We start from the raw sequence: 14702 nt of genomic DNA on the forward strand, positions 1-14702 counted from the left end.
GGGAGGGAGCATCCGGTGAAGGCCATCATCGAGGGCGTGCGCATCGCGGGTTTCCGGGCCGCCGTTCCGCCGCACCGCCATTCCTTCCTGGAGGACCACTCCCTCTTCACGGCGGAGGAGGCGGAGAAGCTGCTCGCCACCACCGGCGTATACGAGCGGCGCATCGCCGCACCGCACATCTGCGCGTCGGACATGTGCGTGGCGGCGGCGGAAGGGCTGCTCGCCCAGCTCGGCTGGGACCCGGCCAGCGTCGACGTGCTGGTCTTCGTGTCGCAGGACCCGGACTACAACGTGCCGGCGACCTCCTGCGTCATGCAGAAGCGGCTGGGGCTGGCGACGGGGGCGGCCTGCTTCGACGTCAATCTGGGCTGCTCCGGCTTCGTCTACGGGCTGTGGATGGCCGGGCGCCTGCTTGGCGGGTCGACGGGCCGGCGGGCCATCGTGCTGTGCGGCGACACCAGCTCGCGCCACCTCGTGCCGGGCGACCGCTCCACCCTGCCGCTGTTCGGCGACGCGGGCGGGGCCGTGGCGCTGGAGGTCAGCCAGGGGGCGACGCCGATCCACGTCGTCGTCGGCACCGATGGCGGCGGGGCCAAGAACATCTGGGTCAAGGCCGGTGGCCGCCGCAACTCGCTGGTGCCGGGCCGCGAGCCCTGGCCGGCGGACAAACAGGAACAGATGTTCACCGACTCGCGCCTGTCGCTGAACGGGGCGGAGGTCTTCGCCTTCACGCTGCGCGCCGTGCCGCCGCTGATCCGCGAGACGCTGGAGTTCGCCGGGGTCGGGGTCGAGGACATCGACCTCTGCGTGATGCACCAGGCCAACGCCTTCATGCTGGAGCATCTGCGCAAGAAGACCAAGTTCCCGCCGGAAAAATTCCTCGTCGACATGCACGATTTCGGCAACACCAGCTCCGCCTCCATCCCGCTGGCGGTCAGCCACCGGCTTGGCGAGGCGCTGTCCACCGGCACGCACAAGATGCTGCTGGCCGGCTTCGGCGTCGGCTGGTCCTGGGGCGCCGTGGTCGCCGACGTCGGGCCGATCCCCGCGCCGGAGGTGCAGGAAATCCCCGACGATTTCCCCCTGCTGACCCCCTGAGCCGCCGGACCATGCGCAACCCGCTCGACCTCACGGGACGGCGCCTGCTGGTGACCGGGGCCTCCGCCGACAGCGACATCGGTCGGGAGATCTGCCGGACGCTGGCCGGGCTGGGTGCCGCGCTGACGCTGGTCGGCCGGCGCGCCGACGCTCTGGAGGCCACCCGCGCCCTGCTGGACGGGCCGGAGCGGCACAGCGTCGCTCCCTTCGACCTGACCGACCTCGACGCCATTCCCGGCTGGATGAAGGGGCTGGCGGAGTCGGGCGGTCCCTTTGCCGGGCTGGTCCATTCCGCGTCGGAGCAGGGCTACTCCGTGCTGCGGCAGGTCAACCGGGCGCAGTTCGACCGCTATTTCACGCTGAACGTCGGGGCGTCGCTGATGCTGGCCCGCGCCTTCCACCAGAAGGGCGTCGTCGCGCCGGGCGGCGGGTCGATCGTCTATGTCGGGTCGGTCGCCGGGCTGAAGGGTCAGAAGGGCCGCTCGCTCTACGCCGCGAGCAAGGCGGCGCTGGTCTCGGTCGCGCAGTCCTTGGCGCTGGAACTGGCCGACAAGCGCATCCGCGTCAATGTGGTGGCCCCGGCGGTGGTGCTGGGCGCCAAGGCGGAGAAGCAGTTCGCCATGCTGCCGGCGGAGCAGAACGCCGCGCTCGCCGCCGCCCACCCGCTGGGCTACGGCGCGCCGCAGGACGTGGCCGATGCCGTGGCCTATCTGCTGGCCGACAGCGGACGCTGGGTGACGGGAACGGTGCTGCCCGTGGACGGCGGCTTCACCGCGGGGTAAGTGCGCCGACTGTCATCGCCCTCGCCCCTCCGGGGAGAGGGAGGGGACCCGCGCCGCAGGCGTGGGGAGGGTGAGGGGGATGCCCGTGGCGGCACGTCCGGCAAAAGCGCATCCCCCTCACCCTCCCCTCTCCCCAGGGGGGAGAGGGTTAATGGGAGCGCCGGAGTTCATGATGGCCTCCGCCAGCGCACGTGCGATGCGCAAGGCGCCTTGGCCATCGACGATCCCCGCCAGCTTGCCCGCCATGGTCCGCCGCCGCGCCGGATCCGCCCACAGCTCCAGCGCGACGTCCGCGATCCGCTCCGGAGCACCCTCGGTCTGTCCGGGCACCAGGGCACACCAGCCCAGAGCCTCCGATTGGCGGGCGGCCTCCAACTGGTTGTCGGCGATGGTGACGAGCACGGCAGGCGTGCCGATGGCCGCAAGTTCCCCCGTCGTGGTGCCCGCCGCCGAGACGGCCAGCCCGGCCTGCGCCATCAACTGCCCCATGCGCGGCGTATCGCGGTGCAGCCGCACGCTGTCTTTGAAACGCCCCGCTGCAGCCTCCACCGCAGCCGCGTCGCGCACCGCCCCGCCGATCGCCACGTCCAGCCAAACGCCGGGTGGCAGGCGGGGGGCGAGGCGTTCGATCACCGGAGCCGTCAGCCCCAACGGGTCGGAGCCGCCGAATGTGACCAGCAGGCTGTGGCGTTCCTCCAGCGGCGGCTTGGCCGCCGCCGCGGCCTCCCGCACCTCCCGCCGCAGCGGCGCGTGGGCGGGGCCGAGCAGCAGCCGGGCGTCGGGATTGCCTTTGCGGTAGGGCAGCGACGCGGCGTCCGGCGCGGCGTTGACGATCAGCCCGGCGTGGATCGGCTCCCCCGTTCCGGCGTCGTCGAAGGCCAGGATGGGCAGCCCCGCCTCGGCCAGCCCGGCCCGCCAACCTTCGGAGAATCCATAACCGTCCAGCACGACCACCGCGGTTCCGGCTTCCGCCGCGATGGCACGCGTCGCGGCGAGGTCCGCGGCGCTGCCGGCCTCTGCGTCGATCCGGTGAACCGCCATGCCGGCCGCGCGCAGACGCTCGTCCAAAGCCGATGGCAGGCTCGCCACCACGAACAGCGCATCGCCGCCCAGTTCCTGCACGGCTTCCGCCACCGCGAGGCAGCGCATGACATGCCCGGCCCCGATGGACGCCCCGGCGTCGGAGCGGAACAGCACCCTCACGGGCCGTCTCCCGGCGTTCAGTGCAAGGTCGGCGCGTTCGGCCCGGTGGGGCGCAGCCGCGTGCGGGCCGAGGACAGGCAGAAGGCGTGCCAATAGAGCGCGATGAGGGCGCCCGGCATGCTGTCCAGCTCATGCCCCGGCAAAGCCGTGATGTTCGCCGCGTGGGCCATGGCGGCGTTGGCGGCGTTGAGGCTGTGCTGCGCCGCCGGACCGATCAGCGCCAGCGTCTCCGCCAGCGCGCGGGCGTCGAGGCGCAGGGTCGCCGGGGCGACGGTCACCTGGGCGGTCCCGTCGCGCAGGCGCCCGATGGCGATGTAGGCCTCCAGAAGGTCCGGCCGGTCCTCCGGGCGGATCACCGCGGCGACCACGCGGTTGCCGGTCAGCGGGCCGGTGCCGTCGAACTCGAACACCACGGCGCGCTCGGCCTGCCGGGCCTCGGCCAGGGCGGCGGCGCGCTCCCCGGCGGACACTCCGGCCAGCCGCATCGCCTCCTCGAACATCTCCGGCCGCCCGCCGCCCTCGGCGTGGACGACCAGCGGCGCGTCCATCGTCGCGGCGATGGCGAGACGGCGCGCCATGATGTTCACCGCCTCCTCGGCCGCGTCCTCGGGCACCGTGCTCTGCAGCAGTTCCGCGCCCTTGCGCAGCATCACCTCGGCGAAGCTGATGTCCGGGGCGGTGTCTGGGGTCATGGCGCGGTCTCCGTCGGAAGGGGTCGGCTGTTGTACGCCAGGGGCAGGCTCCGGCTCAATGGCAGCCGCCATCAATGATAACCGATGGCGCCCGTCACCTTGCCGCGGAAAACCCAATAGCTGTAGGCGGTGTAGATCAGGATCGTCGGAATCAGGAAGGCCATGCCGATCAGCAGGAAGACCTGGGTCTCCGGCGGGGCCGCCGCCTGCCAGATGGTGATTCCCGGCGGGATCAGCACCGGCCAGAGGCTGATCGCCAGCCCCAGATAAGACAGGGCGAACAGCCCCATGGCAAAAGCGAAGGGCAGCACCTCCCGCCCCTCGTCCAACGCCCGCCACAGGCCGAAGGCGAGGAAGCCGACCATCAGAGGCACCGGCGACAGCAGCAGGATGTTGGGAACCGAGAACCAGCGCGCGGCGATGGAGGCGTCCAGGAAGGGCGTCCACAGGCTGACCGCCGCGACCAGAACCAGCACCACGATGAGCAGCCGCCGCGCCACGCGGAAGCACCAGTCCTGCAGAATGCCGATGGTCCGCCAGATCAGCCAAGTGCTCCCCAGCAGCGCGTAGCCGGCGATCAGCGCCACGCCGCAGAACAGGCTGAAGGGGGTCAGCCAGTCCAGCATGGTCCCGGCGAAGTTGCGCCCCTCCACCTCAATCCCCTGGATGAAGGAGCCGAGAACCACCCCCTGCGCGAAGGTGGCGAGCAGCGAGCTCAGGAAGAAGGCCTTGTTCCACAGATGGCGGCTGCTCCGCGCCTTGAAGCGGAACTCGAAGGCGACGCCGCGGAAGACCAGCGCGATCAGCATCAGCAGAAGCGGCAGATACATGGCCGGCAGGACGACGGCGTAGGCGATGGGAAAGGCCGCGAACAGCCCCGCCCCGCCGAGGATCAGCCACGTCTCGTTGAAGTCCCAGACCGGCGCCACCGAGTTCATCATGACGTCCCGCGCCTCCTCGCTGGGGGCGAAGGGGTAGAGGATGCCGATGCCGAGGTCGAAGCCGTCCATCAGCACATACATGAAGACGGCGAAACCGACGATGGCGACCCAGGCGAGGGTCAGCAGGCTGCCTTCCATGGGCGTCACTCCGCGGGTTCGATGGATTCGCCGGGCACCGACAGGGGCCGCTTCGGCTGGTGGCCCTGCGCCACCGCCGGGACCTCCAGATCCTCGTCGTTCAGCCGCGCCGGGCCGATGGTCAGCAGCCGGAACAGGTAATAGGTCCCGGCCCCGTAAATGATCGTGTAGACCACCATGAAGACGATCAGCGAGGTCAGCACCGCGCCGCCGGTCAGCGCCGGGGTCACCGCGTCCGCCGTGCGGATCATGCCGTAGACCACCCAGGGCTGGCGCCCGATCTCGGTGGTGAACCAGCCGGCCAGGATGGCGATGAAGCCCAGCGGCATGCAGCCGACCAGGAGCTTGTGGAACCAGTGCGGGCTGTAGAGCTTTCCGCGCACCCGCTGCACCAGATGGATCAGCGCCACCGCCAGCATGATCATGCCGATCCCCACCATGATGCGGAAGGTCCAGAACAGGATTTCCGGGTTGGGGCGGTCCGTCACCGGGAAGTTCTTCAGGCCGGGAACCACCCCGTCCCACTCGTGGGTCAGGATCAGGCTCGACAGGGCGGGAATGGCGATTTCGGCGTGGTTGGTCTCCGCCTCGTTGTCGGGGATGGCGAACAGGATCAGCGGCGCCCGCGCCCCACCCTCCCAATGGCCTTCCATCGCGGCGATCTTGGCCGGCTGGTGCTCCAGCGTGTTCAGCCCGTGCAGGTCGCCGAGGAAGATCTGCAAGGGCGCCAGGATGGTAATGAGCGCCAGCGACATGCTGAGGCCGACCCGCGCGTGCTCCAGGAAGCGGTTGCGCAGCAGGTAAAAGGCGCTGATGCCGGCCACCAGGAACCCGGTGGTCAGGAACATCGCGGTCAGCATGTGGGCCAGCCGGTAGGGGAAGGAGGGGTTGAACACCACCGCCCACCAGTCGGTGACGAAGAACCGCCCGTCGCGCAGTTCCGCCCCCGCCGGGGTGTGCATCCAGCTGTTCGCCGACAGAATCCAGAAAGAGGACAGCACCGTGCCGGTCGCCACCAGAACCGCCGCCAGGAAATGGATGCCCCGCGGCACGCGGTCCCGCCCGAACAGGAGGATGCCGAGGAAGGCGGCCTCCAGGAAGAAGGCGGTCACCACCTCGTACTGGATCAGCGGACCCAGAACGTTGCCGACGATGTCGGACCAGCGGCTCCAGTTCGTGCCGAACTGGTAGGTCATCACGATTCCCGAGACCACGCCCATGCCGAAGGAAATGGCGAAGATCCGCGTCCAGAATTCCGACAGGCTGCGGTACAGCGCCTTGCCGGAGATCAGCCAACGCGCCTCCAGAACGGCGATCCAGCAGGCGAGCCCCACCGTAAAAGATGGGAAAAGAATGTGAAAAGAAATCACGAAAGCGAACTGGATTCGTGACAGAAGCAGCGGATCGAGGTCCATGGCCGCGGTCCTCCATTGACGCTCACAGGGCCGATTCCAGGCGGCCCAACCGACCCCCAACGCGGCCTGTCCCGGGGAGTTCCCATTTTCCGGCTGCGGATACTTTCTTTCCCCCCACCCCTTGAACCGCCGTCGCGACCTCTTATTTCTAAGCTCTTGCCGACATCCACACAGTCACGGCCGGCCCTGGGCCACAGCCGATCTCAACCCCGCTCCGATGGCCCCGCCGGCCAGCCGGGCCAGGGGGCATCGGTCCATTGCAGGGTGTTTCCCGAGGATGCCGGAATCAGGAGAAGCTCTTTGACGGAACTGGCAGTTTCTGGCGAACCCCTCACCCTCTTTCTAAAAGAAACCCGCAAGTACGACTACCTCACCCCCGAGCAGGAACGCGACCTCGCCATCCGCTGGCGGGAGCGGCAGGACCGGCGCGCCCTCGACAAGCTGATCGGCAGCCACCTCCGGCTCGTTTTCAAAATGGCCCGCGGCTATCAGGGCTACGGCCTGCCGCTGTCCGACCTGATCGCCGAGGGCAACGTCGGCGTCATGCAGGCGGCGCAGAAGTTCGACCCCGACAAGGGATTCCGCTTCGCCACCTACGCGTCCTGGTGGATCCGCGCGGCGATCCAGGAATATGTGCTGCACAACTGGTCGCTGGTGAAGATCGGCACCACGGCGGCCCAGAAGAAGCTGTTCTTCAGCCTGCGCCGGCTGAAGGCGCAGTTGCAGGACGCCGAGAACGGCACCTTCGGCGGCGACCTGTCTCCGGAAGCGGTGGAGAGCATCGCGACGACGCTGGACGTCTCCCAGGCCGACGTGATCGAGATGAACCGCCGGCTGGGCACCGACCGCTCGCTCAATGCCACCCTGGCCGAGGATGGTGACAGCGAATGGCTGGACCTGCTGGCCGACGAGGGCCCCGACCAGGAGGCGATCCTGGCCGGCGCGCAGGAGCGCAAGCGCCGCCAGCAATTCCTCAAGCTGGGGCTGGGCGTTCTCGACGACCGCGAGCGGCAGATCCTGGTGGCCCGCCGCCTGCGCGACGAGCCGCTGACCCTGGAGGAGCTGAGCCAGCACTTCCACGTCTCGCGTGAGCGCGTGCGCCAGCTTGAGGTGCGCGCCTTCGAGAAGGTTCAGAAGGCGGTGATGGCCCAGGCCCGGCAGGTGCCGGGCACCACGGGCAAGGCGCTGCTGCCGGTGTAAAAAAAGCCCTCTCCCGTCCCGGGAGAGGGTGGCGCTGGAGGCGCCGGGTGAGGGTCGCGCAAGGATCAAGGCGCTGGCCCATTGCAGGCACCCTCACCCTTCCCACGCTGATGCGTGGGCCCCTTCCCTCTCCCGGGGCGGGAGAGGGAATTTTATCAAGGCGTAACGAAGCGCGGCGGCTCCGGCAGCACGGAGGTCCGCCGCCGCACGCCGCGCAGCGCGTGCTCCACCGTCGCGATCTGCTCCTCCACCGAAATCAAGATCTGCGACGTCACCTCCAGCGAGCGGTCCTCGTAGACCCAGCCGTCGGGATGGCGGTCGCTCCAAGCGGCGACCGTGCGGTCGCGCTCCTCCAGCAGGCTGAGAATCTGCGGCCGGAACAGCCGCATCATCGCGGTGATCCAGCGGTTCGCCGGCCAGGACGGCCGGGCGTGGTCCACCGTGAAGCTGTCGAGCATGCGGATCACGTCGTCCGCCGCGTACCAAGTCTCGCCGGTCACCCAGCGGTTCGTCGTGAACAGGCGGACCGGCTGCCCCGCCACGTCCATGGCGATCCCCACCAGATGGGACAGCGCGTCGTTGGGGTTGTCCGGCTCCTCGTAGTCCCGCAGCGGCAGCGGCACCATGCCCGGCGGCATGCCGAGCGGGCGCAGGAAGGTGTGGAAGTGCCCGTGCTCGCCATCGGGCCGCTCGTCTTCGGGGTGGCAGTGGTAATAATACTGGGCGTGATATTCGGCGTCGTAGACGTCGCCCGGCGGGTAGTGGCGCCATTCGTAGAGCGTGCCGTGCCCGCGCAACAGCTCCCCCACCACCGTGTCGCCGGTCTTGGCGAGCACCCGCTGGCACAGCCGGACCTCCCGCGCTGCCTCCGACATCGCCTGCAATTCGTCGCGCGAAAGCTCCGAAAGCTCCATCATCGGATGCTCTGCCCCGTCAGCCCCTGCCCGTCCCACATCCCTATTACGTATGAGGCTTTGTACGCATAGCAAGCGCTTTCCTTAACGGGAGCCCGCCGAACGGCTACGGCCGGCATCCGCACGGAACACTGCCTCGCCCCGCCGCAGCGTCCAATCCACCAACGCGCCCTCGACCTGACCCAGCGCCGTGTTGAAAGCGGCGATCACGTCGGTGAAGTCCGACCCGCGCACCGGGACCACGGCGTCGAAGGTCTCGCCCGCCTCGATGGTCCGATTGGGCATGGCGACCAGCTTGGCCGACAGCCGCACCCGCACCCGGTCCGGCGCCGTGGCGTTGGCGTCGCTGAACTCCGCCTGGAAATCGCGCAGTTCCGTCTTCAGCAGGAAATCGGAGCGCAGCCCCGCCGAATCCCGCCCGACCGAGACGATCCGCCGGCTGTCCTCGAAGGATTGGACGATCAGCCCCTGCACCATGTTCGGCGCCCGGTCGGCCCAGGATACCCCGGCGAAGTAGTCGAGCGCGGTGGCGGAGCGGGTGACCGCGATGCGCGGCGTGTCGATGCCGGCGCTGGCCGCCGGCGGTTCCACCAGCAACTGCCAGCTTACCAGCGGCGGCCCGGACTCCGCCACGGTTCCCGGCGTCAGCGTGTACAGGCTGGGTGCTGTCGGGTTCAGCGCCGCGCAGCCGCTCATCAGGCCGGCCGCCAGCAGCGCCGCCGCCATCGGCTTCATCAAACGCCTCGTCACCAAACGGCTCGTCATCGTCCACGCACCTCCACGCCCTGGCGGGTTCCGCCGAACAGGAAGTTCGACGGGTCGTTCTCGATCCGCGTGACGACGCGGGACAATTGCCCCGACAGGTCGCGCAACTGCGAGATCAGCAAGGTCAGTTCATACAGCCCACCGCCGGTGAAGTCGCGGACCGCCCCGCGATTCTCGCCAATCATGGCGTTGAGCTGGTTGGCGGTTTTGTTCAGCGACCCGGCCAGCGTGCTCAGATCGCCGGTCAGCGTCTTGGTGCCGCTCTCCACCGCGGCCAGCGTGCGCTGCGCCTGCTCCATCGTCTGGCCAAGCTGCGGCCCGACCGTCTCGAAGCCCTGGAGCGTGCGGTTGGCCTGGGCGAGCGTGGTGTCCAGCCCCTGGCTGGCGCGGGCCAGCTCGCCGGTCAGCGTGCGGGTGTTGGCCAGGATCTCGGCGATGGCCGCCTGGTTCTGCGGGGTCAGCAGGTCGGCCACCCGGTTGGTCAGGTCGAGCGCCCGGTTCAGAAGCTGCGGCGCGGCGTCGACGAACACCGTCAGCGACGACGGGCGCGACGGGATCACCGGGATGCCGCCGTCATGCGCTGTGCGCAGAAGCTCGCTCATCTCCGTGCCGCCGGAAATCTGGACGTAGGCGCCGCCGGTGATGCCCTGCACCTCCAGCGAGGCGATCGAGTCGGTCTTGATCGGCGTGCCTTCCTGCACCTCGATCCGCACGCGCACGCGGCTGACATCGTTGGGGTCCAGGCGAATGTCGGTCGCCGTGCCCACGGGAATACCGCGGTAGCGCACCGGGCTGCCCTCCTGAAGGCCGGTCACCGAGCCGGTGAAGTAGATGTAATAGGGCTGGCGCGTCTCCTCCAGCTGGATCTTGGCGACCCAGACCGTGAAGACGAAGAGGCCGGCGAGCAAGGCCAACACGAAGCTGCCCACGAGGATGTAGCTGGTGCGGGTTTCCATGGCGTCCGGTCAGCTTTCTGCATGGCGCGCGGCGCGGCCGCGCGGTCCGTGGAAATAGTCGTGAATCCAGGGATGCGGGTCGCGGAGATGCTCCTCCAGCGTGCCCACGCGAATCTTCTTGTCCACCAACACGGCGATGCGGTCGCAGATGGAGGTCAGGCTGTCCAGGTCGTGGGTGACCATGAAGACGGTCAGCCCCAGGCTGCGCTGAAGGTTGCGGATGAGCTGGTCGAAGGCGGCGGCGCCGATGGGGTCCAGCCCGGCCGTCGGCTCGTCGAGGAACAGGATGTCGGGGTCGAGCGCCAGCGCGCGGGCCAGACCGGCGCGCTTGATCATCCCGCCCGACAGCTCCGACGGGAACTTGGCCCCGGCGTTGGCCGGCAGGCCGGACATGGCGATCTTGACCCGCGCGATCTCCGCCGACAGCGCCGCCGAGAGGTCGGTGTGCTCGCGCAGCGGAACCATGACGTTCTGCGCCACGGTCATGGAGCTGAACAGCGCGCCGTTCTGGAACAGCACGCCGGTGCGCGCCTGGAGCGCCACCCGCTCCGATTCCGGCAAGCCGGCGGTGTCGCGGCCCAGCAGCTCGATCCGGCCGTCGGCCGGGCGGATCAGGCCGAGGATCTCCTTGAGCAGGACCGACTTCCCGGTGCCGGAGCCGCCGACCACGCCCAGCACCTCGCCCCGCCGCACGTCGAGGTCGAGCCCGTCATGGACCACCTGCGGGCCGAAGCGGGTGACCAGCCCGCGCACGCGGATCACCGCCTCCTGCGCACCGGTCCGTTGGTCATCGTCGAAAGGCGCCACGGTCCCTCACAGCCTGAGGAAGGAGAACAGGACGGAGAAGACCGCGTCCAGGACGATCACCAGGAAGATGGACTCGACCACCGACTTGGTGGTCAGCGTGCCCACGCTCTCGGCGCTGCCGGAAACCTTCAGACCCTCGTAACAGCCGACCATGGCGATCACCAGCGCGAAGACCGGCGCCTTCACCAGTCCAACCAGGAAATGCGGCAGCGTGACGGCGCCGTGAAGCTGGCGGATGAACTGCCCGAAGGTGATGTCCAGCGTCGCGTAGCTCATCACCGCACCGCCGAACAGCCCCATGATGTCCGCGTAGAAGGCCAGCAGCGGAAGGGTGATCATCAGGGCCAGCGCGCGCGGCACCACCAGAAGCTCCACCACGTCCAGACCCAGCGTGCTGATGGCGTCCACCTCCTGGTTCACCTTCATGGTGCCGATCTGAGCGGTGAAGGCGGAGCCGGAGCGCCCCGCCACGATGATGGCGGTCATCAGGATGCCGATCTCGCGCAGGATCGACACGCCCAGCAGATTGACCACGAACAGCTCCGCCCCGAAGCGGCGGAGTTGGTCCGCTCCCTGGAAGGCCAGAACCACGCCGATCAGGAAGGAGAGCAGCCCGAGGATCGGCAGGGCGTTCAGCCCGGTCTGCTCGATGTGGAACATCACCGAGCGGAAGCGCAGCCGCCGCGGATTCACGATCAGCCGTCCGAAGGTGATGGCGATCAGGCCGAGGAAGGACAGCAGGTCCCGCCCCTCGCGCAGCCCGTCGACGGCGGTGCGCCCGGTGCGCTCGAGCATGTCGAGGATGGGGCGGTGCGTCTGCGCCCGCTCGACCGGCGGGGGACCGACCTCGCGCACGGCGTCGAACAGGGCGGCGTGCTCCGGGCGGATGGCGGCCAGATCGACGCCGTGGCCCGCCGCTTTCAGCCGGTCGGACAGGGCGGACAGCAGATAGGCGCCGACCGTGTCCATGGCGTCCAGCCGCGACAGGTCGAGGCTGACCGCCCCGCCGCCGTCCAGCGCGAAGCCGTCGAGCGCGCCCGAGAGCCCGCCCGCGGCCTTCAGGTCCCAGTGGCCGAGAGCCGTCAGCCGCCATTCACCGTCGCCGGCGCGCGACGATTCCAACCACGCCCTTTCGCGCGCCATGCCCCGTCCTGCCCTTCCCTTCCGGTGCCGCGATGCGGCAATGCTCGTGCTTGTGGAGAGGAACTTGGCCGCAAGCCCCCCCGATGGTCAACCTCAAGCCGGGGAAAAACAGCCGCGCAGCGGCGGTTTGCACGCGGGCCGCCGCCCCGATAGTATGGCGCCGCCGTTGCACAGGAACCTTTTCACCATGCCGAACCCCATCGATCTGAAGAACCACATCCGCGGCATCGCCGACTTCCCCAAGCCCGGCATCCTCTTCTACGACATCTCCCCGCTGCTGGCTCACGCCGAGGCGTGGAAGGAAGCGGTGGACCAGCTCGCCGAGGCGCTGCGCCCGCACAAGCCGGAGCTGCTGGTTGGCATCGAATCCCGCGGCTTCCTGATCGCCGCCCCGCTGGCCCTGGCGCTCGGCACCGGCTTCATCATGGTGCGCAAGCACGGCAAGCTGCCCGGCGACAAGGTCGCCCATTCCTACGACCTGGAGTACGGCACCGACACCATCGAGGTTCAGGCCGACGCCGTGAAGCCCGGCCAGCGTGTGGTCGTCCTGGACGATCTGCTGGCGACCGGCGGCACCATGGCCGCGGCGATCAGCCTGCTGCGCCGCGTCGGCGCCGACGTCCGCGCCGCCGCCTTCCTGGTCGAGCTGACCTTCCTCAACGGCCGCGACAAGCTGGACGTCCCCAGCGTCTCCCTGATGAGCTACGATTCGTAAAACCGCCTTCCGGAGAGGCGTCTGCCCATCGTTTAAGCATCCTCTCCCGCCCCGGGAGAGGGTGGCGCCGAAGGCGCCGGGTGAGGGTGCTGCCAAGGATCAGACACCAACCTGTTGCCGGTACCCTCACCCTTCCCGCGCGTTGCGCGGGCCCCTTCCCTCTCCCGGGGCGGGAGAGGGAACGTCGCGACGGCCATCCGCCGGTCATGGCACAGCGCTTGCGAGAGTTGCCGGTCACAGTTGCTCGGCAGGGCGCCCCATGACCCATATGGCCCCGGTGATTCTCGAACAGCCGCCTCTCCTGGCCGTCCGGCCGCCCGAAACCGTTTCCATGCGGACGCGCGACGGAGTGCGGCTGGACGCCGACCTCTACCGTCCCGACGGGGTCGGCCCCTGGCCGGTCCTGCTGCTGCGTCTGGCCTGCGGGCGGCGCACGGCGATGACCAGCCATTACGCGCACCCGCGCTGGTACGCCGCCCGCGGCTACGTCGTCGTGGTGCAGGATGTGCGCGGGCGGGGCACGTCGGAGGGCCGGTTCCGCCCCTTCGAGGCGGAGCGCGAGGACGGCGCCGACGCGGTGGCCTGGGCGGCCTCCCTGCCCGGTTCCAACGGCACGGTCGGCCTGTACGGCAGCGGCTACGCCGGGATGGCGCAGCTCCTGGCCCTGGCCGAGCGGCCCGCCGCTCTGCGCGCGGCGGTTCCGGCGCTGGCCGGCTGGGATGTCTTCACCGACTGGGCGACGGAGGGCGGCGCTTTCCGGCTGGCCGACGCGATGGGCTGGGCGTTGCACTGCGCGGCGGAGTCCGCCCGCCGGCTGGAGGATGGCGCGGCTTACCGCGCGCTCCTGGAGGCGATCCGCAGCCTGCCGCTCGACGACGAGATTCCGTCCCGTCCACGGGTGCTGCGGGACTATGCGCGCCACTGCCATTACGACGACTGGCTGACCACGCCCGGTCCGGGCGGAAGCTGGGACGATCTGTCCCCCCGCCACGCCCTGTCCGGGGGCGTCGGCGAGGTCTCGGTCCTTCAGATCGGCGGCTGGTACGACCCCCGCCTGACCGGCACGCTGGCGGCGCACGAGGCGCTGTCCGCCGGCGGCGACGGCACCGTCCGTCTGCTGGTCGGCCCGTGGGACCGCCATGGCGTGGCCGCCCATGCCGGGCTCGACAGCCCGAAGCCGACCGATCTCCCGTCCTTCGATGCCCTGCAACTCGGCTGGTTCGAGCGTTTCCTGAAGGGGGAGATGAACGGCGCCGACCGCGGCGGGCCAATCCGCCTGTTCGACGTTCTGGAGCGCCGCTGGCGCGACCTGCCGGCCCTGCCGCCCGCAGCGCAGCCGTTGCATCTGTCGAGAGACGGCCTCGCCGCGCGGCGCGGCGGCACCCTGTACGACGACGCCCCGGATGAGGCGTTCCTCGACGTGCTGGTCCACGACCCGCGCGACCCGGTGCCCACCGTGGGTGGCCACGCCGTGCCGGACGCCGGCCCGCGCGACCGCGCCGCCACCGACGCCCGCCCCGATGTGGCGGTCTACGACACCGCCCCGCTCGCGGCGCCGCTGACGCTGGCCGGCCGCATTGCCCTGGAAGTCTGGGTGGAAGCCGACGCGCCGTCCTTCGACGTCAGCGCCGTCCTGTCCGCCGTGCTGCCCGACGGGCGCGTCCTGCCGCTCAGCCAGGGGCACGCGCGGGTGGAGCCGGGCGGCGAGCAGCGCCCCATGCCGGTGGCCCTGCGCGCCCTCTGCGCAACCCTGCCAGCCGGCGCGGCGCTGCGCCTCAGCCTCGCCGGGTCCTGCTTCCCGGCCTACCCCGTCAATCCGGGAACCGGAGCCGAGCCGGGCGAAACCCGCTTGGTCGACGCGCAGCCGATCACCCTGCTGATCCACGGCGGAGGTTCCCGCCCGTCGCGCCTGCTGCTGCCGGCCCGCGGCTGA

The 14702-nt window shown here is 69.9% G+C and carries 14 protein-coding genes; 5 read left to right on the top strand and 9 right to left on the bottom strand.

The window, feature by feature from the left end; translation table 11 throughout:
• The first annotated feature begins 15 nt into the window (after positions 1-15).
• The gene (locus tag ACWPN5_RS20615) at positions 16-1098 is read left to right on the top strand and encodes a 3-oxoacyl-ACP synthase III family protein (RefSeq protein ID WP_492297139.1); all 1083 of its coding nucleotides are present in this window, start codon (positions 16-18) and stop codon (positions 1096-1098) included.
• Between the two features lie 11 nt (positions 1099-1109).
• Positions 1110-1880 (top strand): SDR family NAD(P)-dependent oxidoreductase, encoded by a 771-nt coding sequence (locus ACWPN5_RS20620; RefSeq protein WP_200478257.1) that lies wholly within the window; start codon positions 1110-1112, stop codon positions 1878-1880.
• A 117-nt stretch (positions 1881-1997) separates the two neighbouring features.
• Here the strand turns inward: ACWPN5_RS20620 and pseG are convergent, their stop codons facing one another.
• The 4 genes from pseG to ACWPN5_RS20640 form a co-directional block, all read right to left on the bottom strand.
• A complete protein-coding gene (gene pseG, locus ACWPN5_RS20625) occupies positions 1998-3083 on the bottom strand; it encodes a UDP-2,4-diacetamido-2,4,6-trideoxy-beta-L-altropyranose hydrolase (protein ID WP_492297141.1) in 1086 nt (361 codons plus the stop codon).
• A 17-nt stretch (positions 3084-3100) separates the two neighbouring features.
• Positions 3101-3775 carry a hypothetical protein gene (locus tag ACWPN5_RS20630; protein ID WP_492297142.1) on the bottom strand — a complete coding sequence of 225 codons (675 nt, stop codon included), beginning with the start codon at positions 3773-3775 and terminating at the stop codon, positions 3101-3103.
• A gap of 71 nt (positions 3776-3846) precedes the next feature.
• Positions 3847-4854, bottom strand: coding sequence for a cytochrome d ubiquinol oxidase subunit II (gene cydB, locus ACWPN5_RS20635; protein WP_492297144.1), 1008 nt, complete (start codon positions 4852-4854; stop codon positions 3847-3849).
• A 5-nt stretch (positions 4855-4859) separates the two neighbouring features.
• The gene (locus tag ACWPN5_RS20640; RefSeq protein WP_492297146.1) at positions 4860-6269 is read right to left on the bottom strand and encodes a cytochrome ubiquinol oxidase subunit I; all 1410 of its coding nucleotides are present in this window, start codon (positions 6267-6269) and stop codon (positions 4860-4862) included.
• A 300-nt stretch (positions 6270-6569) separates the two neighbouring features.
• Between ACWPN5_RS20640 and rpoH the strand changes: the two genes are divergently transcribed.
• Positions 6570-7469: an RNA polymerase sigma factor RpoH gene (gene rpoH / locus ACWPN5_RS20645; protein ID WP_040134236.1), complete on the top strand. Its 900-nt coding sequence runs from the start codon at positions 6570-6572 to the stop codon at positions 7467-7469.
• 155 nt (positions 7470-7624) lie between these two features.
• Here the strand turns inward: rpoH and ACWPN5_RS20650 are convergent, their stop codons facing one another.
• From ACWPN5_RS20650 to ACWPN5_RS20670, 5 genes are all read right to left on the bottom strand, one after another.
• Positions 7625-8386, bottom strand: a complete 762-nt coding sequence (locus ACWPN5_RS20650; protein ID WP_145680757.1) for a DUF6969 family protein — start codon at positions 8384-8386, stop codon at positions 7625-7627.
• A gap of 81 nt (positions 8387-8467) precedes the next feature.
• Positions 8468-9148 (bottom strand): ABC-type transport auxiliary lipoprotein family protein, encoded by a 681-nt coding sequence (locus tag ACWPN5_RS20655; RefSeq protein ID WP_492297148.1) that lies wholly within the window; start codon positions 9146-9148, stop codon positions 8468-8470.
• Positions 9145-10104 (bottom strand): MlaD family protein, encoded by a 960-nt coding sequence (locus ACWPN5_RS20660; protein WP_145672264.1) that lies wholly within the window; start codon positions 10102-10104, stop codon positions 9145-9147. The genes ACWPN5_RS20655 and ACWPN5_RS20660 overlap by 4 nt, the downstream gene beginning before the upstream one ends.
• Positions 10105-10113: 9 nt before the next feature.
• The gene (locus ACWPN5_RS20665) at positions 10114-10866 is read right to left on the bottom strand and encodes an ABC transporter ATP-binding protein (RefSeq protein ID WP_040135477.1); all 753 of its coding nucleotides are present in this window, start codon (positions 10864-10866) and stop codon (positions 10114-10116) included.
• A 51-nt stretch (positions 10867-10917) separates the two neighbouring features.
• Positions 10918-12054, bottom strand: coding sequence for an ABC transporter permease (locus ACWPN5_RS20670; RefSeq protein ID WP_145680759.1), 1137 nt, complete (start codon positions 12052-12054; stop codon positions 10918-10920).
• Between the two features lie 199 nt (positions 12055-12253).
• Here ACWPN5_RS20670 and ACWPN5_RS20675 point away from each other — a divergent pair, with 199 nt between their 5' ends.
• Complete coding sequence (locus tag ACWPN5_RS20675) at positions 12254-12769, top strand: adenine phosphoribosyltransferase (protein ID WP_035678983.1); 516 nt, start codon at positions 12254-12256, stop codon at positions 12767-12769.
• A 259-nt stretch (positions 12770-13028) separates the two neighbouring features.
• The gene (locus ACWPN5_RS20680) at positions 13029-14702 is read left to right on the top strand and encodes a CocE/NonD family hydrolase (protein WP_492297150.1); all 1674 of its coding nucleotides are present in this window, start codon (positions 13029-13031) and stop codon (positions 14700-14702) included.

Source organism: Azospirillum sp. UENF 211521 (assembly GCF_058780535.1).